This is a genomic window from Betaproteobacteria bacterium, assembly GCA_009377585.1.
In the GTDB taxonomy this organism is placed as follows: domain Bacteria; phylum Pseudomonadota; class Gammaproteobacteria; order Burkholderiales; family WYBJ01; genus WYBJ01.
In genome coordinates this window covers 16,293-38,225 of record WHTS01000055.1, presented here as the reverse complement: position 1 = coordinate 38,225, position 21,933 = coordinate 16,293, and the positions used below count along the sequence as shown (strand labels likewise).

Genomic DNA, 21,933 nt, shown 5'->3' with positions numbered 1-21,933 from the left:
CGGCCGGTGCCTCGCGCCGGCTAGCCTTGGCCGGGCACAACGGGCCATATCACTATTCGATTTCAATCGATTTCGGAGCGCATGGCCCGATTCGGGCGCAGCATTGCGGGCGTCGCTACGCTGCGACAACCCCCGGTAAATACGTGCTATAACGTACGTGTATGTAGCGATGCGCGCATTGTCGCGAATCGTTAATCTGCGGGCCGATCGGTTGGATGTATGAAGCAACTCGACCTCACGTGCTTCCTCAGCATACTATTCGTCGCGCTGACTTGGCCCCGTCCGCCGCGCACCTGCTGGAGTTGCCGAACAAGATTTCGTTGTCACCCGATGATTATCTGACAGTGCAACAGATCTATCGCGGGTGGGCGTTGCTGGGAGTGGTTATTTTGGGAGCGGTGTTGTCGACAGCGGCGCATCTCATCGTATTGCGGCTTCGCCGGCAGCCATGGCTACTGGCCGCGGTGGGGTTGGCGTGTTTGCTCGCAGGGCAGGCCGTTTTCTGGACGTTCACCTTCCCGGCCAACCAGGAGACGGGCAACTGGACCATGTTGCCGGAAAATTGGACACGTTTGCGTGAACAATGGGAATATTCGCATGCGGCGGGCGCACTGCTCAACCTGAGCGCGTTCGTGGCGCTGCTCTGGGCTGCGTTGCGCCGAGGCGACGGACCGAGCAGGCATTCCTAAGAGTTTCCAGTTCCAGTAAATGACGAGAGGAGGAGTCGACCAAAATGGGCAAGGTGGCTAACAATGCCGACTTCTGGGCCGGGGTGATGTTCATCCTCTTCGGCGCAGCTGCGGTTTACATGTCGCGCGATTACCCCATGGGGAGCGCGATGCGGATGGGGCCGGGCTACTTCCCCACCTACCTCGGCATCCTGATGATGTTGTTCGGTCTGGGCATCGGCGCCAAGGGGCTTTTGAAAGGCAGCGATGCGATCGGGCCATGGGCATTCCGGCCGATCGTCGTGCTCAGCCTCGGCGTGATCGTGTTCGGCCTGCTGATCGAGCGGGTCGGGTTCGTGCCGTCGCTGGTCGCCCTCATCGTCATCACCACGTTTGCGGGGCGCGACATCAAATGGCTCGAACTCCTGATCGTCACCATCGCGCTGGTCGCCGGCGCAGTAGCAGTGTTCATCTACGGCATCGGCCTGCCGTATCAACTTTTCTGGTGGTACTAGCCCATGGACATCAGCGAGCTGTTCCCCAATCTCTATCTCGGGTTCTCCGTCGCGTTGACCTTGTCGAACCTGATGTACTGCTTCATCGGCGTGTTTCTCGGCACCATGATCGGCGTGCTCCCGGGCATCGGCCCGCTGGCGACCATCGCGATGCTGCTGCCGATCACCTTCAACCTGCCTGCGATCCCGGCGCTGATCATGCTCTCCGGCATCTACTACGGCTGCCAGTACGGCGGTTCCACCACCGCGATTCTGGTCAAGCTGCCCGGCGAATCGGCCTCGGTCGTCACCTGCATCGACGGCCATGAAATGGCCAAGGCGGGCCGCGCCGGCCCCGCCCTGGCCATCGCCGCGATCGGGTCGTTCTTCGCCGGAACGGTCGGAACGATATTGATCGCCCAGTTCGGGCCGCCGATCGCCGAAATGGCCCTGCAATTCGGGGCAGCCGAGTATTTCTCGCTCATGGTCATGGGCCTGATCGCCGCCTCGGTGCTGGCCTACGGGTCGATGTCGAAGAGCCTCGCCATGGTTCTGCTGGGCCTGATCATCGGCATCATCGGCACCGACGTAAATTCGGGTATGGCCCGCTTCTCGTTCGGTATCGCCGGGCTCACCGACGGCATCTCGTTCTCCGTGATCGCCATGGGACTGTTCGGGGTGGCCGAGATCGTCAAGAATCTGGAAGGCGTTGGCGGCAAGCGAGATCTGCTGTTCCAGAAGCTCAAGCACCTGTACCCAACCAAGGAGGACCTGAAGCTTTCCTGGAAGCCGATCGTACGCGGGACCGCCATAGGCGCGTTCTTTGGTACGCTGCCCGGTGCGGGACCGACCATCGCCGCGTTCTCCACCTACGCGCTGGAAAAGAAGCTGTCCAAGCGTCAGGAATTGTTTGGCAAGGGCGCCATCGAAGGCGTGGCCGGGCCGGAAGCGGCGAACAACGCCGCCGCGCAGTGCGCGTTCATCCCGACCCTCACGCTCGGCATACCGGGCAGCGGCACCATGGCGCTGATGCTCGGCGCGCTGACGATCCAGGGCATCGCGCCCGGGCCGCAGGTGATGACCCAGCGCCCCGATCTCTTCTGGGGGCTGGTCGCGAGCATGTGGATCGGCAACGCGATGCTGGTGATCCTGAACCTGCCGCTGGTCGGGCTGTGGGTGAAGCTCCTGACGGTGCCCTACCGGATACTGTTCCCCGCCATCATGATGTTCATGACGATCGGGGTCTACAGCCTGAACAATGCCTCGCTCGATCTGTACCTGATGATCATCTTCGGTTGTCTGGGCTATCTCTTCATCAAGCTGCAATGCGAGCCCGCGCCGCTGATTCTGGCGGTCGTGCTCGGCCCTTTGATGGAGGAAAACCTGAGACGGGCGCTACTGATATCGCGCGGCGATCCGACCGTGTTCGTCACCCGCCCGATCAGTCTCGGGTTCCTGATCGTCACGGTCATCTTCCTGGCGATCATGCTGCTGCCGGCGGCTATGGCGAAACGCAAGGAAGCACTCGCCGGAGAGGCGTCGTAACCCCTCTAACGAGACTGGCATGCGTCAATCGATGCGCATGCCGGTCTGCTTCGCCACCTTGCTCCACTTCGCGATCTCGGGCCGGTGCTAAGCTTTCGCGGCTCCAAAGCGCATCTCGCGCCCCTTCGAGGGAAGAGACATGGATCGATCGCTGCTGGTGAGCTGGTACGATCTCGCGACTGCGACCCGCAGCCGTTATCTCGATTGGCTGCATGGCACCTATATCCCGAAACTGTTGCAGGCGCCGGGCGCTTTGTCAGCGGCACATTACGAAGTCGACCAGAACGAAAAACCCCTTGCGCACCTGCGCCACACGGGCGACGAGACCCTGCCGCAGGGCGGAAGCCATATCTTCATCCTGGCCGCCCGCGATGCGCACGTGTTCGCGGACCTCACGCCTTTCCGCTACAAGCCGAATGCAGCCGAGCGGAGGATGCTGGCCCTGCGCCAGGGCGAACGCGTAAACATCTTCACCGAAGAGCATCGCGCGCAAGGGCCGGAAGCAAGACGGCGCGAGGGCCGCTACACCCTCGCGCCCGCAATCCAGCTCGGCAATTTCAATTCCGGCTCGTACCCCGATGAGGACGAGCTGTTGTCATGGTACGCACACCTGCGCCTGCCGAACTTCCAGAACCTGCCCGGCGGCATTTGCATCCGCAAGATGGTATCGGTGTCCGGCTGGGCCAAACACGGCGTGCTGTACGAGTTCACCTCGCTCGAGGCGCGCGCACGGAGCTTTCGCGCACACGAAGCGAAGAACCGGAAGCTGTCGGCGTGGACCCACGATGTCGTGGCCAAGCTCGTGCACGCACCGGGCTCTCCCGCGGTCGCGCAACGCATCTGGCCGCCAGTGAAGGTGAAGCCTCCAGCGCAGGCGCGAAAGCGCAGTGCTCGCGCCTGACTGGCATCGCTGCGGGTATCGCGTTTTAGTTTGGATAACCGATTCGTAGCCGACCACCCCGTCCGCGACACTGTCGCGTCCCGCCCCTCCTTGTCAAGGAGGGGAGATGTCCAACGATTTCCCCTCCTCTCATGAAGAGGGGTGTCGGCGCAGCCGACGGGGTGGTGTGGTTCTACTACCTCACCGAACCTTGAACACGAGCTTGCCGCGCAAGTGCCGCCCTTCGCTGATGCGGTGCGCCTCGACCGGCTCGGCGAGCGGGAAGAGCTCGATCTCGGGGACACGGATGGCGCCGCTGGTCGCGAGCTGCGCCACGCGTTCGAGGTGGGCGCGATCGCGTCCGACTGCGGGGCGCAGCGAAGTCACGTCGGGACGCGGCGAAGCCGGCGCTTTTCCGCCCGACGCGATGAAGGCGGCTCGCCCGCCGGGGCGCAACACCGAAAACGAGCGCGCCGCGACATCGCCGCCCACGGTTTCGAACACGCAATCGCAGCCGGAAACCTCGCGCGTGAAATCCTGCGTGCGGTAGTCGATCACCTGGTCCGCGCCGAGGCCGCGCACATAGTCGAGGTTGGCCGTGCCGGCCGTAGCGATCACGCGGGCGCCGATGTGCCTGGCGATCTGAATCGCAATGCCGGCCACTCCGCCCGCACCGCCCTGAATGAGGATGGTCTCGCCTTTCTGCAGCTTCAACGTATCCTCGATCGACACCAGCGCAGTGAGCCCCGCAAGCGCAAGCGCGGCGCAGGCTTCGTGCGACAAGGCCTCGGGCTTGCGCGCGACTATGGCGGCCTTGATCGCCACCTTCTCGGCATATGCCGCCTCCTGCCCGGCGTCGCACACCGCGAACACGGGATCGCCGACCTTCAAATCGCTCACGCCTTCGCCGAGCGCCGCCACCACGCCGGAAAAATCGCGCCCCGGAATGTAGGGAAAGGTCGTGATGGGCGCATAGCTGCCGGCGCGAACCTTCCAGTCCGCCCCGTTCACGCTCGCGGCATGCACGTCCACCACGATCTCGCCCCGGCCGGCGACCGGGTCGGCCACATCGCCGTAGTGCATGACTTCCGGACCGCCGTGCTGCATGAAATAGGCTGCTTTCATTCTCTCGCTCCTAAAATCCCAGCGCGCTATGACTTGGGGTCAGGTCTTGATTGTTGCATCTTGCCACCCAACTCAACCTACCCGGAGACAAACACCCGCCCGCTAGCCGCGTGTTCGCAGCGCAGCATGCAACAAGCAAGACCTGACCCCAATGCTATGCTATGCCAGCGCAGGATGGCGCTGGTGCCACCCGCACGCCTGCTCGTAGGCATGCGCCACGCGATAGAGCAGCGCCTCGCTGAAGGGCTTGCCGACCAGCTGCATGGCGAGCGGCAGGCCCGCGCCGCTGAATCCGATCGGCACCGAGACTGCGGGGCTGCCGGTCACGTTGAAGGGCGCACGAGCCTGCCTCGCATAGGTGTACTCGACCGCCTGCGGATCGTCGATGCGGCAAGCCGGATCCATCGAGCTCGCCGTGAGCGCAACGTCGATGCGATCGAACAGCGCATGGAATTCCTGCATGAGCTTGCGCCGCAGGCGCGTCGCATTGATGTAATCGGCTGCGCGCACGAAGGCACCCGCCATGATGCGTTCGCGCGCGAACGCGCCGTAATCCTGCGGCCGCTCGCGCAACCAGGTCTCGTGCACCGCGAACGCCTCGCTGGTGAGGATGGTGCGGTTGCAGGCGACGTAGTCGTCCAGGCGCGCGGTCTCGATCTCCCGCACCTCGGCGCCGAGCTCGCTCAGGCGGCTTGCAGCGGCGTCGATCGCGGCCGTCATCTCTGGGTCGGCCTGCATATCGCGCGTATAGAAATGGCGGATGACGCCCACGCGCAGCCCGCGCACGCCGCCCTCGAGCGCGGCGCCATAACCGCCGACGGCGCGATTGGCGCTGCCCGGGTCGGCGGGATCGTAGCCGGCGAGCAAATCCAGCATGAGGGCGTTGTCGCGCACGGTTCGGGTCATCGGCCCGATGTGATCGAGCGAGAATGCGAGCGGCACGACCCCACGCCGGCTCACCAGACCGTAGCTCGGCTTCATGCCGATGATGCCGCAGAGCGATGCCGGGTTGCGCACCGAGCCGCCGGTATCGGTTCCGATCGCGGCCGGCACGAAGCCGGCAGCGAGCGCGGCGCCGGAGCCGCTGGAAGAGCCGCCGGTGAAGCAGTCCCGGTTCCATGGGTTGCGCGCCGGCGGCCACGGCAGATCGAACGACGGGCCGCCGATGGCGAATTCATGCGTGGAAAGCTTGCCCATGAACACGGCGCCCGCGCCGCGCAGCCGCTGCGTCACCACGGCATCCGCACGGGCGACGTTATCCTGCAGGATCTTCGAATGCGCGGTGGTCGGCAGGCCGGTGTAGTCGATGATGTCCTTGAGCGCATACGGCACGCCGTGGAACGGACCGCGCCAAGCCCCACGCGCAATTTCGGCTTCGGCCTGGCGCGCATCCTCCAACGCCAGCTCCGGAGTGAAGCGCAGGAACGCGTTCAGCTTCCCGTCGTGCGCCTCGATGCGCCGAATCAGCGCTTGCGTCCATTCCAGCGGCGAGAGCTTGCGCGCGCGCAGCAGCTCGGCGCCCTCGGCAACGCCCAGATAGTCGAGCGTGCTCATGGCACACCTCGCATATCGAGCGAGAACACGTGCGCGGGCTCGTCGGCATAGACCAGCTCATCGATCGGGAGCTTGGCGCGACGCTTCTGCGAGGCCTGCGTCGCGCGCAGAAGCTCTTCGAGATGCGTCTGCGTCAAGTGCGTCAGACCGATCTCGGCCGCCATGCGGCGGATGTCGTCCAAGCAAAGCGCGCCTTCAGCCATTGCCCACCTCCCGGTCGTTCGAGGATGCTGCGAGTCGATTCTATCGCCATCCGTCCCGGTCAGAAGGGTTCGATGTTATCGAGACGGAAGCCAGCACAAGTAGCCGTTGGCCGACCCGCGTTAGCAATTCCTCTCTTATCGGAGTAGATTTGCGACTGGATCGAAATCCTCCATCTTGCAGATGGTATCCATGAGCGCTGTATTCACGCCGACTCGTTACAAGCTGTCCGTCGACGATTATCACAAGCTCGGTGAAGCGGGTATCTTGAGCGAAGATAGCCGCATCGAGCTGATCGAGGGAGATCTTATCGAGATGGCGCCCATCGGCGGCCCGCACATGCGGTGCTTGAACCGGCTCACCCGCTTGCTCGTTACGGCGGTCGGCGATCTTGCCGTCGTTTCCGTACAGAACCCGGTGATGCTGCCGCCGCGCTCGGAGCCGCAGCCGGACATCGCGCTATTGCGTCCGGGCATCGACAGTGCCGAGGCGCGAGTTCCCTTTGCGGCAGACGTGCTGCTGATCGTCGAGGTCGCCGATTCCACCCTATCCTACGATAGCCGCATCAAGTTGCCCCTCTATGCGCAGGCGGGCATCGTGGAAACCTGGATCGTGGACGTGCATGGCCAACGCATCGAGTCGTTTCATGCACCATCCGCATCCGCCTATTCCCGCAGCGCGACATACGCCCGCGGCGCCTCGATATCGCCGCTCGAGCTGCCGGCGGTGAGCATCCGCGTGGACGATCTGTTTGGCTGATTTCGGTGAAGCTATCGACGCAATCCTGAAGGTCTTGCGTGCCTCGACTCAAGGCAGCAATACCGTCGAGCCGGTGGTCTTGCGCGCCTCCAGGTCCTGCTGCGCCGCAGCCGCCTCGCTCAACGGATAAGTCTGGTTGATGACGATCTTCACCTTGCCGCTGGCCACCACCCGGAACAGCTCGCGCGCGGCCTTCTGCAGATCCTCCGGGGTCGCGTTGTAGGTGCCCAGCGTCGGTCGCGTCAGAAAGAGCGAGCCCTTCTGCGCCAAAATGCCGATGTTCACCGGCGCCACGGCGCCGGAAGCGTTGCCGAAGCTCACCATCATGCCCAGAGGGCTGAGGCAATCGAGCGAGCCCACGAACGTGTCCTTGCCGACGCCGTCGTATACCACCGGCACACCCTTGCCGCGGGTGATGGCTTTGACGCGCTCGGTAAAATTCTCCTTCGAAGTGACGATGACGTGGCGGCAGCCGGCCTTCTTCGCCAGCGCGACCTTGTCGTCGCTGCCTACCGTGCCGATCACCATCGCGCCCAGTGCTTTCGCCCACTGGCAGAGGATCAAGCCGACGCCACCGGCGGCCGCGTGCACCAGGATGGAATCGCCGGCGCGCACGCGATAGGTCCGGCGCACCAGGTACTGTGCGGTCAGGCCCTTGAGCATCATCGCCGCGGCGGTCCTGTCCGGTATGGCTGCCGGCAGCTTCACCAGCCGGTCGGCGGGGCGCAGCAGCACATCGGCATAGGCGCCGAGCGGTCCCGAGTAGGCGACTCGATCGCCTGGCTTGAGGTTCCGGACCCTCGGGCCCACCGCCTCGACCACCCCGGCGCCTTCCGAGCCCAGGATGAACGGCAGCTGCATGGGATAGAGGCCGCTGCGCTGGTACGTATCGACGAAGTTCAATCCCACCGCGGTGTTGCGCACGCGGACCTGGCCAGACCCGGGAGCGCCCACCTCGACTTCTTCCCACCTGAGCTTTTCCGCCCCGCCGTGCTCGTGGATGCGAATCGCATGTGCCATGGACCCTTCTCCCTTCCGAAGTTCAGCGCGGCTCACGTTGTCCGCGCCGGATGTACGCCTTAATCCTACCACCGGCCAGCCATCGATCCTCCGCAGCCGGCATCACCGCGTGCGCCCCAGCGCGTGGCTGCCCAGCAGCTCGACGATGCGCTGCGGCGTGACGGGCGCCTCGGCGATCCGAACCCCGAACGGCGCCAAGGCATTTTCCACCGCGCTCACGATCGCGGCGATCGCCGGGATGGTGCCGCCCTCGCCCGCCCCCTTGATGCCCAGCGGGTTCAGGGGCGACGGCGTTTCCAGGTGGACCAGGTCGATGCGCGGCACATCGGTCGCGAGCGGCAGCAGGTAATCGGCAAACGTGCCGGTCAGGAGCTGCGCCTGATCGTCGTACACGAGGCGCTCGAACAGCGCATTACCGATGCCGTGGGCGACCCCGCCGATCACCTGCCCGTCCACGACCATGGGATTGATCACCCGCCCGCAATCGTGCGCGACCGTGTAGCGCAGGATCAGGACCGCGCCGGTCTCGATGTCGACCTCGACCTCGGCGACGTGCGTGCCGTTCGAATACGCAGACTGTGCCGGCGTGAAATGCGCGGTGTGCTCCAGCCCCGGCTCGAGCTCACCGGCCATCGAGAACCCCGGCATGCCGACCGATCGCACCGCGATCTCGCGCAGGCTCTTGCGCACGTCCGGCGCGCTCTTCAGGCGCACGTACCCATCCGCCAGCTCGAGGTCCTCCAGCAGGCACTCCATCATGCCGGCGGCGATTGTCTTCGCCTTGAGCGCTACTTCGAGACCAGCCAGGTGGACCGAGGGCCCGGCATTGGCCGCCGTGCGCGCGGCGAAGGTTCCGATGCCGAGCGAAATCGCCGCTGTGTCGCCGGTGACCACCGTGACATCGTCGAGCCCGACGCCGAACTGCTCGGCTGCGATCTGCCCGAGTGTCGTCTTGTGCGACTGGCCCTGCGGCGTCGCACCCGTGTACACGACGATCTTTCCCGAGGTCGAGATGCGCACCGTGGCGCTCTCGTAAGGCCCCAGCCCGGTCGCCTCGACCGCATTCGCAATGCCGATGCCGATGTGGCGGCCAAGGCTGCGCGCTTGCGCCTGGCGTTGCCTGAAGCCGTCGTAGCCGGAGGCTTCGAGAGCGGCGGCCTGGCACGCCGGGTAATCGCCGCTGTCGTAGGTCACCGGCCGGCCATCGCGGAAGATGATGCCGACGTTGTAGGGCATCTGCTCGGGACGGATGAAATTGCGCCGTCGCACCTCGGCCGGATCGAGCTCGAGCTCGCGTGCGACCCGGTCCATCAACCGCTCCATCGTCACGACGGCTTCGGGGCGGCCGGCCCCGCGCACGGGTGTGGTCTGGATCTTGTTCGTGTAGACCGAGACCACGTCGAGCTTGAAGCTCGGGATGACGTAGGGTCCCGGCACCGTGGTCGCGGCAATCCACGGCAGCACGATGCCCCAGGGCACGTAGGCGCCGGTCTCGTGGATGAGCTCGCCGCGCAGGCCCAGGATGTGCCCGTCGCGGTCGACCGCGATCTCCATGTCCCAGTATTGGTCGCGCTCCTGGTGGGTCGCGAGAAAGTTTTCGCGCCGATCCTCGATCCACTTCACCGGCCGGTCCAGCACGCGTGCGGCGAACGCCAGGTTGACGTATTCCGGGTAGAAGGAGCCCTTGGGGCCGAACCCGCCGCCGACGTCGGGCGTGACCACGCGCACCTGATGGTCGCCCAGGTCGAACATGTCCAGCAGGCAGCGCTTCAGTCGATGCGAGCCCTGCGACGAAACGAACAGCGTGTACGCATCCGTCGGTTTTTCGTAGCGCGCCACCGCGCCGCGGCATTCCATGAAGAACGGACCGCCCCGGTGCTGGTAGATCCGTTCGCGAAACACGTGCGCCGCACCCGCGAACGCCCGGTCGGCGTCGCCCACCTGCACCGGAAACCGTGCCGCGACATTGGAGTCGGCCTCGGCATGCGCGGTCGTCGTGCCGGGCGCGAGTGCGGCGCGGCAGTCGTTGACCGCAGGCAGCGGCTCGTAGGCGACCTCGACGCGGTCGGCGGCGTCCTCGGCGATGTAGCGGCTGTCCGCGACCACGCACGCGACCGGCTCGCCAGCATAGCAAACCTCGTCTTTCGCCAAGGCGTAGGGCATCCGCGGCGCGCGCAGCGAGGGATGCGGCACGAGCAGCGGCAGCGTCTGCCGGCGCACCGGTTCCGGCAAATCGGCAAACGCGAAAACGGCGTGCACGCCGGGCAGCGCAAGTGCGGCCGACTTGTCGATGCGGCCGATGCTTGCGTGCGCATGGGGGCTGCGCACGAACGCGGCATGCAGCATGGCGGGGAAATGGATGTCGTCGACGAACTGGCCCTCACCACGCAGCAGCGCGGGATCTTCCTTGCGCGGGGCAGAGGCGCCGAATCCCGTGAGGCTCACAGCCGCACCTCGCGCATGCGCTTGGCGGCGGCGAGCGCCGCGTCGACGATGCCCTGATAGCCGGTGCAGCGGCAAAGATTGCCCGAGAGCACGTCGCGCACTTGGGCTTCGCCCGGATCCGGGTTATCGCGCAGGAACTCGGTCAGAGTCATCAACATGCCTGGCGTGCAGAATCCGCATTGCAGCCCGTGGCAATCGCGAAACGCCTGTTGCAGCGCATTGAGACCTGCGCCGCTCGCGAGCGATTCGACGGTGGAGACTTCGGCGCCATCGCATTGCACCGCGAGCATCAGGCACGCGCGCGCACTGGCGCCGTCGACCAGCACCGTGCAGGCGCCGCACACGCCGTGTTCGCAGCCGACGTGTGTGCCGGTGAGTTGCAGCTCGTGGCGCAGAAAATCGACCAGCGTCAGGCGGGTTTCGACTTCGCCGCGAAAGGCTTTCCCGTTCACGTGCACGCGGATGGTTCTCGTGTCAGTCATGCGGCCGCCTCCGAACCGTCAGCGAGTCGCATACGCCAAGCTGTCGGCGGCTTGGCGGCAATTCGATTTGCGGTCGATCCCCGCAAGCGGGGCCCCTCCGAGCCGCCTATCAAGCCTTGCGGCCAAGCCGTCGGTGCCCGGCGCCGATTCGCCTTGCGGTCGATCCCCACTGCGTGAGGCCCCTCGCCCGGTAGGCTCACGTCGCCCCCCTCGCACGGGAATCTCATGCCGCCGCTCCCGCGCACGCACGCGCCGCCGCCTGTTCCAGCGCACGATAGCTGAGGATGCGCGCGAGATGCTTTCGGTACGCGGCCGAGACGAACGGGTCGCCGTCCGCTTCGAGCGCGCCTGCCGCGGCGGCTGCAGCCTTGAACGTTTCCGCAATCGGCTTCTGTCCTCGTAGCGCCTGCTCGATCTCGGTCGGACGCACGGGCGCGTGGCCCAGTCCGGACAACGCCAGTGCTGCATCCGCAATGTCGCCGCGATCATCCAGCGTGAGCCATGCCGAGCAGGCGATGATGGCGAAATCGCCGCGGCGGCGCGCGAATTCGACGAAGGCGTGGCCATGCCGCGCCGGCGGCAGCGGCAGCGAGACGCCGGCCAGCAGTTCGTCCGGCGCGAGGGAGGTCGTGAGATAGCCGGTGGCGAAATCGGCGAACGCGATGTCGCGCCGGCCGCGCCGCGACACCGCGTGCAACCTGCCGCCGAGCAACGCCGTGATGTTCACGAGCTCCGCGGAAGCATCCAGATGGCACAGCGAGCCGCCGATCGTGCCGCGGTTGCGCGTCTGGACGTGGCCCACGTGCGCCAGCGCCTCGTGCAGCAGCGGGCAGTGCTGCCCGATTTCGCCGCAGCGCTCGAGGCCGCGCTGGCGCTTCATCGCGCCGATCTCGAGCACATCACCCTGCACGTGCAGATACGACAGCGCTTCGATGCGATTGAGGTCGACCAGATGATCCGGCGTCACCGCGCGGAAGTTGAGCAGCGGCATCAAGGACTGTCCGCCCGCGAGCACGCGCGCGTTCTCGTGCGTCGCGAGGATCACACACGCCTCTTCGACCGTGCGCGGATCGTGATAGACGAACGGCGCGGGCTTCATGATGACGTCCCGAATGGCGGCTTCGGCCCTGGGATCGCGAGCGCTTCCGCGGGATGCCGGGCGTGTACGCGAGTCGTCATTCCCGCGCAAGCGGGAATCCAGGCCGACGCCGAAATCGCCTGGGCTCCCGTTTCCACGGGAGCGACGAACGTACTCATCGCCGCGCAACAGCCTTCTGCATGGATGACGCTAATCGAGTTGCTCGATTTTGCGCACGGGTGTCTCCGGCGTCACGTCGCCGCGCCGTCGCGTGAGCGTCTCCTGCCCGTTCAGCTCCCAGTCGCCCGCGGTCGCGCGCTGCGCATAGCGTTCCCACGTGTCGGTCCAATCGCCCAGCGTGTAGCCGTGCCAGGGCGACTTCTCGGCGAGCGGCGGGAGCTCGAGCTCCTCCCACAGCGCGCGTGCGGCTTCCATGTACGGCCGCGTCGGCAGCGCGAGCGGCGCCATGGGGTGCTTCTGGGTCGCGTCGATCAACAGCGTCGATTCCGACTTGTCGGGCCCGTACTGCGAACCCTGCACGCCGCGCCGATACGGCACGATCTGGACGTCCTCGGTCGGCGTGGACCGGTAAGCCATCGACCAGAACACCGCGTCGGTGTTCGACGGCTCGATGTCCTCGCTCACGGCGATCACGATCTTGCCGCACTCGGGGCGCAGTGTCGCCGCGCCATGCAGCCCGCGCCACACTTCGGTGCGCAGCGTGCCGCGCGCGTACTGCACGAAGATCACCGGCCGCAGGTTCGACAACGGCTCGTGCATCACCACGCGCCGCACGCCGCGGATGCCGAGCGCGTCGCGCAAATGCGTGAGGAACAGCGGCTCGTAGGCGACCTTCTTCGCCAGGCTCGATTCGCTCGGCGTAACCTGGCTGATGATCGACGTGAAGACGGGCGAACGCTTGTGCGTGATCGCGGTTACCTGCATCGGCATGTTGTACGCTTCCAGCGCCACGTAGCCGTTGCTTTCGCCGAACGGGGCCTCGGGCTCGAGCACGGAGGTATCGATCAGGCCCTCGATCACGATCTCGGCGTCGGCCGGCACTTCGAGATCGACGCTCACGCATTTGGTCTTGCGGATCGGCTCGCCGGCCAGTCCACCCGCCACCTCCAGCTCGTCGCGGTCGACCGGGAGCTTTTGCGGACCGGTGAAGAACACCACCGGCGCACAGCCGATGACGATCGCGATCGGCATCGGCGCCTTGCGGTCGCGGTACTTGAGCCAATGCAGCCAGCCGCCGGCGCCGCCCACGCGCGCCACCATGCGCACGCCGAGGCGGTCGGTCGCTTTGAGCCCGGCGCGGTAGGTGCCCATGTTCTGGATGCCGTTGTCGGGATCGCGCGTGACGCACAAAGTCGCCGTGAGATAAGGCGCGGCGTCGAATCCGGGCGTCGAGATGGGTACCGGCAGCCGCGCGAGCCCGCCGCCGGGTTCCTTCAGCGCCGCGCCCTGAATCACGACTTGCTGGCACGCAGCGGAATCGACTTCGATCGGCCGCACCGGATTGGCGATCGCCTTCATCCAGGTCGACCCGATCTCCTCCACCGGCTTCCCCATCCCGGCCGCATAGATCCGGGCCGAGGACGCGAGCGCGCCGACCGCGACCGGCATGTCGTAGCGGCGGCCCTTCGCGTCCACCACGTGGGTGAAGAGAAAGGCGCGGCGCTCTTCCTGCGCGATGCCGCCGAGGAACTGCCAGCGCACCAGCGGATGCAGCTGCGTATCCTTGTCGATCGGCCGCTCGACGCGCACCAGCAGGCCCTGCGACTCGAGTTGCGCCAGGTGCTCCTGGAAGTCCAGCGGCGGCCGCGTGGCGGGCAGCGCTTGCGACCGGGGTTGGCTTTGGGTCTCGTCCGGCATGTCGACACCGCCTTTCGGCGTCAGTTGTGGAAGGAGCCGCTGCGGATGACCGCACCCATCCGCTCCATCTCGGACTTGATGAAATCCGCAAACGCGTCGGGCGAGTTGGCCACGATCTCGATACCAGCCTTGTGCAGCACCTTGGCGTCGGCGGACTTGAGCGCCTGCACGATCTCGCGATTGAGCTGCGCGACGAGCGCGGGCGGTGTCTTGCGCGGCGCGAAGAATCCGATCGTGGCCTCGGCGCTGAATCCCGGCAGGGTTTCGGCCACGGCCGGAAGATCGGGCATGAGCGGCGTGCGCTTGGGCGTGGAAACCGCGAGCGGGCGCACCTTGCCTTGCTGGATGTGGGGCGTGATCGGACCCAGGGCTGCGAACATCATGTGCGCCTCGCCCGAGAGCAGGCCGATCATCGACGGCCCCGAGCCCTTGTACTGGATGCGCACGATCTTCGTCTGCGACAGGTGCTTGAAGAGCTCGGCCGCCATGTGCGGCGTGGAGCCGGCGCCGCCCGCGCTGTAGTTCAAGTCCCCTGGCCGCGCCTTGGCGAGCGCGATCAGCGCCTTGACCGACTTCACCGGCAACGAAGGATGCACCACGAGCACGTTCGGCGAGCTCATCGCAAGCGTGATCGGGGCAAAGTCTGCGATCGGGTCCCAACCCACCTTGTTCAGGAACGGCTGCAGCCACACGGTCGCGCCGTAGAAGAGCAAGGTGTAGCCGTCGGGCTGCGCCTCCTTGGCGATGTACTCGATGGCGATCGAGCCGCGATTGTCCACGATCACGCGCTGGCCGACGCGCTCGGACAGCTGCTGGGCGGACAAACGCGCACCCCAGTCGTGATTGCTGCCGGGCGCCGCGGTCACGACGCGGATCGGCCTGGTCGGATACTTGTCCTGCCCCGCAACCGATCCGGCAGCCAAAGCCGTACCGAGGCAGATCGCGTGCACGACGGGACGCAATGCCGACATGGTTCTCCTCCGGATGGACGCACGATCATAACGCCTTTGCCGGGCAGGAGGGACGGGCCGGATCTCATGTCACTGCATTGCCGCGCAAACGCCGTCGGTACCGAAGGTTGCGACCGAGCGCGAATCCGGCTATACGTTGGCCACGGGCCGAACGGCCCCACTGTAGTGGGCCGCAGGGCCCATCGTATCGGGCCGAACGGCCCATCGTGTCGGGCTGCAGGGCCCATCGAACGGGAGCCAATTCATGAGCGTAGTCGAGATCGAACGCAGCGATGGGATCATGGTGATCCGGATGAACCGGCCGGAGCGGATGAATGCCCTGGGCACCGAATTGCGCGCGGGATTGAAGCAGGCCTGGGACGAATTCGATGCGAGCTCCGAGCTCGAGGTCGCCATACTGACCGGCACGGGACGCGCCTTCTGCGCCGGCGAAGACATGAAGGAGTCGGTGGAGCGCGGCACCGTCGGCAGCGCAGCCGCTCCGGACAACGTGCGCACCAACCTCTTCAGCGAAGGCAAGCTGGACAAGCCGGTGATCGTAGCGGTGAACGGATTCGCCATGGGCGGGGGCTTCAAGATCGTCGATACGGCAGACTTCCGGGTCGCGGTGCGCGGGGCGGTGTTCGAGTCCTCGGAAGCGAAGCGCTGGCTGCTCGGCGGTTACGAGCACGGCCACATGGGCACGCTGCCGCACACGATCGCCACGGAAATCGCCTTCGCCTTCCGCTTTACCGCCGAGCGACTGTACGAGCTGGGATACCTCAACCGGCTGGTCGACAGCGTCGACCAGCTCATCCCCACCGCGCGCGAAATGGCGGCCCACATGCTCACGCTCCCGCCGGCCGCGCGCGTCAACACGCTCGCATTGATGCGCGCGATGCGCCAGCGCGTGCCCGAGGAGATCGAGGAGCTGGCCGCGCGGCTCAAGGACCACGGCGCGAAAGACGACCTGATGGAGTCGCGCAAGGCGTTCGCCGAGAAGCGCCCGCCGCGCTTCAAGGGCTGGAACAACCCGGAAGATCGCAAGCGCACGCCGAAGCTCGCTGCACACAAGGGCTGACGCGAGCAACGAATCAGCGCCAACAGGGGGCGGACCACGGTCACGCCGGCCATCTTGTTAAACAGCTTCTCGCGCAGCTGATCGACCTGGCGAAGAACCCGTCGGGGCAGATCAATTTCGCGTCGTCGGGCATCGGCGGCGCGGCACCTGTTCGGGCCGGTGGGTTACGGGATCGTTGCTCGAGAAAGGCAGGTAAGCTAGCATTGGCACTCTTGAATTACTGTTTGAACAGCCATGAAGGTTCTTTCACTCAAGGTTTCGGAATCCCTGGACCGCAAGCTCGCGGCCGTCGTAAAGCGGCGCCGAATCCCGAAGAGCGTCGTCGTTCGCGAAGCAATCGAACAGTACCTCGATGAGAGTCGGGAGGTGCGTGGCGGGTCTTTTCTCGAGTTGGCGGGCGACCTCGTAGGTTGCGTGAAAGATGCACCCCGCGACCTGTCCAGCAATCCGAAGCACATGGAAGGCTACGGCAAGTGATTTCCAGCCCGCTAGTCGATACCGGTCCGCTGGTCGCGCTGTTAAGCGAGAGCGACCGCCATCATGCTTGGACTAAGCAAGCGCTCGCGCGCGTGCGTGCACCAATGCGCTCCTGCGAGGCGGTCATTTCGGAAGCCTGGTATCTGCTGCATAACAGTCGCAAAGGGCAAGCAGCCCTGCTCGATTTGTTGGAGCGGGGCCTGCTGTCGATCGATTTTGCGCTTGGGTCGGAGCTCGTCCCGGTTCGACGCTTGGTCGACCGGTACCGGGATCAACCGATGTCCCTGGCGGACGCGTGCCTGGTTCGAATGGCCGAGTTGTATGACGAAGCCTCGATCCTGACCCTGGATTCAGACTTTTCCGTCTATCGAAAGAATGGCCGCCAGGTCATCACGCTGATCACGCCGTTCACTTGAAAACGCTTCCGGCGCACGCAGGGGCAAGCAGTGTGGTCCGGGCGGAACGCCGACCAAAGAACCCGCTTCACTGTGCCGGTTTCACGCCTGCTGCGACGATCACCTGGCCGAACTTTTTCAGCTCGGCGCGGATGAAGTCGCGAAATTCTTCCGGCGTTGTCGGCGCGGGCTCGTAGCCGACGTTGCGCAGGCGGGTCACCATGGCGGGATTCTTCAACGCCTGCACGGCATGCTGGTTGAGCTTGCGCAGCACCGGATCGGGCATGCCGGCTGGCCCGTCTGCCCCATGGACTTGTGCAACTGCTCGGCCAGCAGGCGCGAGGTGAGGTCGGTCCCGCCGCCCGCGGGAAACGGGCACACGATCCGGATCTGCTGGGTGGGATACGAGGTCTGCGCCAACGCCGGGGCGCCTGCCAGCGCCAATACACAGGCGCAGCCGCACCCGATCGTTCGGGATCGGTTCACGATAGGCCTCCTCATTGGAGTTGTGTTCGCTTATTCTAGCCTCCGGCTGCGGGGCGGATTCGCCGCCGTCGGTCCAATCGGGAAGGCAAGCCCGCCCGCTATGCGAGCGGCAACTCTCGGCTGGCCTCGCGTGCCGACGTACAGGGATTCCGGGCAGGCAGGCCGCAGCGGAACGAATATCTTAAGGAGCTTTTCGCAGCGCGGATGACATCCACGTCGCGCTGTACGCGGGCGAACAGCATCGGCCTGCATGCCGATGCGCGCACTGCAAGTGAGGGACAGGAGGAAAGATGAAGCGAATTGCACTGGCTACAGGCTCGATGTTGTGCGCGGCGGGATCGCTCTGGGTCTCGACGGCCGTGGCGGCCGAAACGTATCCGAGCCGCCCCGTGCGGCTGATCATCCCCTACTCCGCCGGCGGCGCGGCCGATGTCGTGACCCGCATCTGGGCGCAGAAGCTGCCCGAGCTGCTCGGCCAGCAGATCGTCATCGACAATCGCACCGGGGCCGGCGGACTGATCGGCACCGAGATCGCGGCCAAGTCGACCCCCGACGGCTACACCCTGATGGCGTCGGGAACGCCGCTGGTGATCGTGCCGCATCTCTATCGCAAGACCCCGTATGATCCGATGCGCGATTTCATGCCGATCATGCAGTACGGCGCCCAGCCCTATGCGCTCACGGTCCATCCCTCGCTCGGCGTCAGCACGGTGCAGCAGCTGATCGACCTGGCGAAGAAGCAGCCCGGGCAGATCAATATCGCGTCGTCGGGCAACGGCGGCGCCCAGCACCTGTTCGGGGCCTTGTTCGTATCCATGGCCAAGCTGAAGATGGTGCACGTGCCGTACAAGGGCAGCGGCCCGGCGCGCGCCGATCTGCTCTCGGGCCAGGTGAAGGTCGGCTGTCTGGGCATCACGAGCGTCATCAACCAGCACAAGGCCGGGCAGCTCAGGATCATCGGCGTCACCAGCGCCACGCGCTCGCCGGCGATCCCCGACGTGCCCGCGATCGGCGAGACGGTCAAGGGTTACGAGGCCACGCTCTGGACCGGCTTGCTGGCCCCCAGCGGAACGCCGCAGGCCGCGATCCAGCGCATCCACGCCGATCTCACCAAGGTGCTGGCGCGCCCCGACATCCAGAGCGCATTCAAGCGCGTGGGAAACGACCTGGTGTCGACCGATCCCAAGTCATTTGCCGAAGTGATCCGGGCGGACTACAAGAAATGGGGCGACGTGGTGCGCGAGATCAACCTCAAGATCGGTTGATGCGAGGGCAAAGAGGCGTCGGCTCCCTATCGAACCGTCGTCCAATACACAATGATCGATGAAGGAGGCATACCCGAAATGATCAACAAGGGAGGCATTGCGATGAAACGGCTCGCGCACGCTGTGGCGATGGTTTGTGCGATTCCCTGCGCCGCGATGGCGCAAGAACCGGCGCAGGAGCCGGTATCCCAGTACCCGAGCCGGCCGATGCGGATGATCATTCCGTTCGCTCCGGGCGGCGCCTCGGACTTCATCGGCCGCATCCTGCAGCCGAAGTTGAGCGAAGCGCTCGGCCAGCAGGTCGTCGCCGAAAACCGGCCTGGGGCTTCGGGCAATATCGGGGTCGAGCAGGCCGCCCGCGCTACGCCGGACGGCTACACCTTCCTGCTCGGCAACGTGAGCAGCATGGGCATCAACCCGAGCATGTTCCCGAGCTTCCCGTACAAGTCCACGCGCAACTTCGTCCCCATCACGCTCGTGGTCGATGTGCCGGGCGCGTTCGGCATCCATGGTGCGCTGCCGGTCAAGAACATGGCCGAGTTCATCGAATACGCCAAGCAGCGCCCGGGCAAGCTCAACTACGGCTCGGCCGGCTACGGCAGTGCACAACGCATGGCGCTGGAATTCTTCATGCTGAAGGCCGGCATCAAGATGGCGCACGTGCCCTACAAGGGCGGCGCGGGTGCGGCCACCATTGCGACCATTTCCGGCGAGGTCGCGGCGACAATGGTGACCACGGCCTCGCTCGTGCCGCATGCCAACTCCGGCAAGATCAAGATTCTCGCCGTCGTTTCCAAGAAGCGCATTCCGGCGCTGTCCAATATTCCGACCATGGTCGAGCTGGGCTACCCGGAGCTGAGCCTGGGATCGTGGCAAGGCATCTACGTACCCAAGGGTACGCCGCGGCCGATCGTCGACAAGCTGTTCAAGACCTTCACGAAAGTGGTGCACGATCCCTGGGTCGGCGAGCGCTACCAGAAGGTGAGCGCGCAGCAGATCACCAGCGACTCGCCCGAGGACTTCGACCGCTTCATGAAGGAACAGGTCGCGTTCTGGGGCAAGGTGATCAAGGACATCGGCATCAAGACGCAGTAAGAGAAACCCCGCAAGCAAACGATTCAGGGGCCGCATGCCCGCGCGCCATGCCGGGCGGGCATGCATCCGGGTCAGCCGCCCAGGAAGCCCGGATCCATGATGAGCGCGCGCGAGATCTCGAGCAGGCGCCGCTCCCCGCCCGAGAGCACCTTGGCCGCATGGCGGCGGCGCGCGGCGAGTCGCGCATAGCGGTCGAACACGGCCTCGGCCCGGCGCCGCGCTTCGCTCGTGGAGCCGAGCAGGTAAGCACCCATCCACAGGTTCTCTTCCACCGTCAGTCATGTCGGGGAAGATCGACTTGTCCTGCAGCACGTAGGCGATGCCGGCCCGGCGTAGCTTCTCGCTCGGCGGCAGCCGCGTGACGTCGCGCCCCTCGCTCCTCTCGGCTTGGCAGAAGAAGCGCCACCCGCGCGGCGGTCGTGCGCCGCGCGATTTCGCTCCCTGCGAGTTCGACCTACGGGGCATCGCGGACCGACGCCCACGCAACGCGCACGGGACCGGACCTGCGATGGTCTACAGAGTGAAACGCGCGAGACGAAGTTCCATGGGAGTCGAGGTTATACGAATAGCACGGAGAGTACGGTACGTCGACCCCCTCTTGGTGCACAATGCCCCTGCATGCCACACTGGAATCATTAGCAAGGCCAAGCCTGTGCTGCGTTCGCCGGCGGCGTCATTATGACGGCGAACTGGCGTGTGTACCCGGTTCTGTCGTTCACATCCTGCCCCGTCCCAGGGGCTCATGCATCCCGGCTCAAGGCGGGACTTCCCGCTTTTGGCCGCTTTGGTCTTTTTGTCCGCTTTTTGTCCATGGGTCCTCACCTCGACCAGAGGAGCGTGTAATGGTGCTCGGCAATGACATTCGCATCCACACACTACTCGCGTGCTTGCTGCTCGCGTGCGGCCTCGCCACAACGGCTGCCGCGGCGACCTTGAGCCCGCAGGAACAGAAGCTCGTGCCGCTGGCCAAGAAAGAGGGCGCGGTCACGATCATCAATCCGCTGTTCAGCGACGAGACCGCGCAACGCCTGGGCGAGGCGTTCATCAAGCACTACAACCTGGGTCCGGACTTCGAGTTCAACAATCTGCGCAAGGGAACGGGCCAGACGGTGGCGCAGGTGCGCCAGGAGATCAAGGCCGGCCGCTTCACGGTGGACGTGCACCTGGTCAGCGCCCCGGGTTTCTTCGCCGAGGCCGCCAAACGCGGCGCCTTCGAGAAGCTCGACAGCGCGCACTGGAAGAATCACCTGAAGCTCATCAAGAAGGCCGGGCAATACTCGAACTATCCCTATGCGGTCGTGCCCTTCGCCTACACCTTCCAGCCGGTCTGGAATACGTCCTGTCCGGGCATGGCAAACTTCAAGGCCGACTCGTATGCAGATGTGCTGCAGCCTTCGCTCAAGGGCAAGACCATCTCGCCCGACATCACCAAGAGCTTTACGTACACCAACACCGTGATCGCGCTCATGGAAGCGGGCATGGACGTGAATGCCATGTGGGACAAGCTCGAGGCCACCGACCCGCTGGTGGAATTCCGCAGCGAGCCCAAGATGCAGATGGTGATCTCGTGCGAGCGCCCGCTCGACATGTGGAACCTGGCCGGGCGCGTCTACCAGAACGTGCTGAAGAAAGCCGAGCTTTCCAAGGTGCTGAAGATCGGCCACTTCAAGGAAGGCCAGGTGATGCTGGGCAATCAGGCAGCCGTGCTCAAGGGCGCGCCCCATCCCAACGCCGGCAAGCTGCTGATCGAGTTCCTGCTCACCAAAGAGGGCGCCGATGTGGTGGTTCAAGGCGAGGCGGTCTACACCTTCCTCGACGGCTATTCGCCGCCCGCCGCCGCCAAGCCTTATCTGCTCGATATCAACACGATAAAGCTGCTCGGCATCAAGGACTGGGTGGCCGCGCAGAAGCAGTTCGAAAGCGTGCGCGAGGCCTGGAAAGAGCGCTTCCGCTAGAGGGCAGAGCCGACGATCGAGCGCGCCGATTGGCGTCATTCGAGTGCATCGACCGCGCTAATGTGGTGAATCGTAAATTGGTTGTAATTCGTCATTCCCG

At 65.4% G+C, this 21,933-nt stretch carries 20 protein-coding genes and 2 pseudogenes; 11 read left to right on the top strand and 11 right to left on the bottom strand.

Going from position 1 to position 21,933, the window contains the following annotated elements:
• Positions 1 to 219: 219 nt before the first annotated feature.
• The 4 genes and pseudogenes from GEV05_17475 to GEV05_17460 all read left to right on the top strand — a co-directional run bounded on the left by GEV05_17475 (position 220) and on the right by GEV05_17460 (position 3,608).
• Positions 220 to 689: pseudogene (locus tag GEV05_17475) on the top strand (DUF1772 domain-containing protein).
• Between the two features lie 44 nt (positions 690 to 733).
• On the top strand, positions 734 to 1,183 hold the full coding sequence (locus GEV05_17470; protein ID MPZ45145.1) for a tripartite tricarboxylate transporter TctB family protein: 450 nt from the start codon (positions 734 to 736) through the stop codon (positions 1,181 to 1,183).
• Positions 1,184 to 1,186: 3 nt separating this feature from the next.
• The gene (locus GEV05_17465; GenBank protein MPZ45144.1) at positions 1,187 to 2,707 is read left to right on the top strand and encodes a tripartite tricarboxylate transporter permease; all 1,521 of its coding nucleotides are present in this window, start codon (positions 1,187 to 1,189) and stop codon (positions 2,705 to 2,707) included.
• 139 nt (positions 2,708 to 2,846) lie between these two features.
• Positions 2,847 to 3,608, top strand: coding sequence for a hypothetical protein (locus GEV05_17460; protein MPZ45143.1), 762 nt, complete (start codon positions 2,847 to 2,849; stop codon positions 3,606 to 3,608).
• Positions 3,609 to 3,788: 180 nt separating this feature from the next.
• On the opposite strand, the gene GEV05_17455 is transcribed toward GEV05_17460, so the two are convergent.
• From GEV05_17455 to GEV05_17445, 3 genes are all read right to left on the bottom strand, one after another.
• Positions 3,789 to 4,712: a zinc-binding dehydrogenase gene (locus tag GEV05_17455; protein ID MPZ45142.1), complete on the bottom strand. Its 924-nt coding sequence runs from the start codon at positions 4,710 to 4,712 to the stop codon at positions 3,789 to 3,791.
• Between the two features lie 159 nt (positions 4,713 to 4,871).
• Positions 4,872 to 6,266, bottom strand: a complete 1,395-nt coding sequence (locus GEV05_17450; GenBank protein ID MPZ45141.1) for an amidase — start codon at positions 6,264 to 6,266, stop codon at positions 4,872 to 4,874.
• A complete protein-coding gene (locus GEV05_17445) occupies positions 6,263 to 6,469 on the bottom strand; it encodes a hypothetical protein (GenBank protein MPZ45140.1) in 207 nt (68 codons plus the stop codon). The genes GEV05_17450 and GEV05_17445 overlap by 4 nt, the downstream gene beginning before the upstream one ends.
• A 175-nt stretch (positions 6,470 to 6,644) precedes the next feature.
• On the opposite strand from GEV05_17445, the gene GEV05_17440 reads away from it, so the two are divergent.
• Positions 6,645 to 7,226, top strand: a complete 582-nt coding sequence (locus GEV05_17440) for a Uma2 family endonuclease (protein MPZ45139.1) — start codon at positions 6,645 to 6,647, stop codon at positions 7,224 to 7,226.
• Positions 7,227 to 7,274: 48 nt separating this feature from the next.
• Here GEV05_17440 and GEV05_17435 read toward each other — a convergent pair whose 3' ends face one another.
• The 6 genes from GEV05_17435 to GEV05_17410 form a co-directional block, all read right to left on the bottom strand.
• Positions 7,275 to 8,246, bottom strand: a complete 972-nt coding sequence (locus GEV05_17435; protein ID MPZ45138.1) for an NADPH:quinone reductase — start codon at positions 8,244 to 8,246, stop codon at positions 7,275 to 7,277.
• 102 nt (positions 8,247 to 8,348) lie between these two features.
• A complete protein-coding gene (locus GEV05_17430; GenBank protein ID MPZ45137.1) occupies positions 8,349 to 10,691 on the bottom strand; it encodes a molybdopterin-dependent oxidoreductase in 2,343 nt (780 codons plus the stop codon).
• The gene (locus GEV05_17425; GenBank protein ID MPZ45136.1) at positions 10,688 to 11,173 is read right to left on the bottom strand and encodes a 2Fe-2S iron-sulfur cluster binding domain-containing protein; all 486 of its coding nucleotides are present in this window, start codon (positions 11,171 to 11,173) and stop codon (positions 10,688 to 10,690) included. The genes GEV05_17430 and GEV05_17425 overlap by 4 nt, the downstream gene beginning before the upstream one ends.
• Before the next feature lie 223 nt (positions 11,174 to 11,396).
• Positions 11,397 to 12,272 carry a xanthine dehydrogenase family protein subunit M gene (locus GEV05_17420; protein MPZ45135.1) on the bottom strand — a complete coding sequence of 292 codons (876 nt, stop codon included), beginning with the start codon at positions 12,270 to 12,272 and terminating at the stop codon, positions 11,397 to 11,399.
• Positions 12,273 to 12,461: 189 nt separating this feature from the next.
• Positions 12,462 to 14,129 carry a UbiD family decarboxylase gene (locus tag GEV05_17415; protein ID MPZ45134.1) on the bottom strand — a complete coding sequence of 556 codons (1,668 nt, stop codon included), beginning with the start codon at positions 14,127 to 14,129 and terminating at the stop codon, positions 12,462 to 12,464.
• Between the two features lie 20 nt (positions 14,130 to 14,149).
• Entirely contained in the window at positions 14,150 to 15,100 is a 951-nt protein-coding gene (locus GEV05_17410) for a tripartite tricarboxylate transporter substrate binding protein (protein MPZ45133.1), read from the bottom strand.
• A 244-nt stretch (positions 15,101 to 15,344) separates the two neighbouring features.
• Here GEV05_17410 and GEV05_17405 point away from each other — a divergent pair, with 244 nt between their 5' ends.
• The 3 genes from GEV05_17405 (at position 15,345) to GEV05_17395 (ending at position 17,053) form a co-directional block, all read left to right on the top strand.
• Positions 15,345 to 16,160, top strand: a complete 816-nt coding sequence (locus GEV05_17405) for a hypothetical protein (GenBank protein MPZ45132.1) — start codon at positions 15,345 to 15,347, stop codon at positions 16,158 to 16,160.
• Between the two features lie 234 nt (positions 16,161 to 16,394).
• The gene (locus GEV05_17400) at positions 16,395 to 16,637 is read left to right on the top strand and encodes a ribbon-helix-helix protein, CopG family (protein ID MPZ45131.1); all 243 of its coding nucleotides are present in this window, start codon (positions 16,395 to 16,397) and stop codon (positions 16,635 to 16,637) included.
• Entirely contained in the window at positions 16,634 to 17,053 is a 420-nt protein-coding gene (locus GEV05_17395; protein MPZ45130.1) for a PIN domain-containing protein, read from the top strand. Before GEV05_17400 ends, GEV05_17395 begins: the two co-directional genes overlap by 4 nt.
• A 67-nt stretch (positions 17,054 to 17,120) precedes the next feature.
• On the opposite strand, the gene GEV05_17390 is transcribed toward GEV05_17395, so the two are convergent.
• Positions 17,121 to 17,318 (bottom strand): hypothetical protein, encoded by a 198-nt coding sequence (locus tag GEV05_17390; protein MPZ45129.1) that lies wholly within the window; start codon positions 17,316 to 17,318, stop codon positions 17,121 to 17,123.
• A 490-nt stretch (positions 17,319 to 17,808) separates the two neighbouring features.
• Between GEV05_17390 and GEV05_17385 the strand changes: the two genes are divergently transcribed.
• Together GEV05_17385 and GEV05_17380 are read left to right on the top strand one after the other, a co-directional pair.
• Positions 17,809 to 18,783 carry a tripartite tricarboxylate transporter substrate binding protein gene (locus tag GEV05_17385; GenBank protein ID MPZ45128.1) on the top strand — a complete coding sequence of 325 codons (975 nt, stop codon included), beginning with the start codon at positions 17,809 to 17,811 and terminating at the stop codon, positions 18,781 to 18,783.
• Between the two features lie 51 nt (positions 18,784 to 18,834).
• Entirely contained in the window at positions 18,835 to 19,878 is a 1,044-nt protein-coding gene (locus GEV05_17380) for a tripartite tricarboxylate transporter substrate binding protein (GenBank protein ID MPZ45127.1), read from the top strand.
• A gap of 89 nt (positions 19,879 to 19,967) precedes the next feature.
• Here GEV05_17380 and GEV05_17375 read toward each other — a convergent pair.
• Positions 19,968 to 20,256: pseudogene (locus GEV05_17375) on the bottom strand (ATP-binding cassette domain-containing protein).
• A 230-nt stretch (positions 20,257 to 20,486) separates the two neighbouring features.
• On the opposite strand from GEV05_17375, the gene GEV05_17370 reads away from it, so the two are divergent.
• Positions 20,487 to 21,833: an extracellular solute-binding protein gene (locus tag GEV05_17370; GenBank protein ID MPZ45126.1), complete on the top strand. Its 1,347-nt coding sequence runs from the start codon at positions 20,487 to 20,489 to the stop codon at positions 21,831 to 21,833.
• Positions 21,834 to 21,933: the final 100 nt, after the last annotated feature.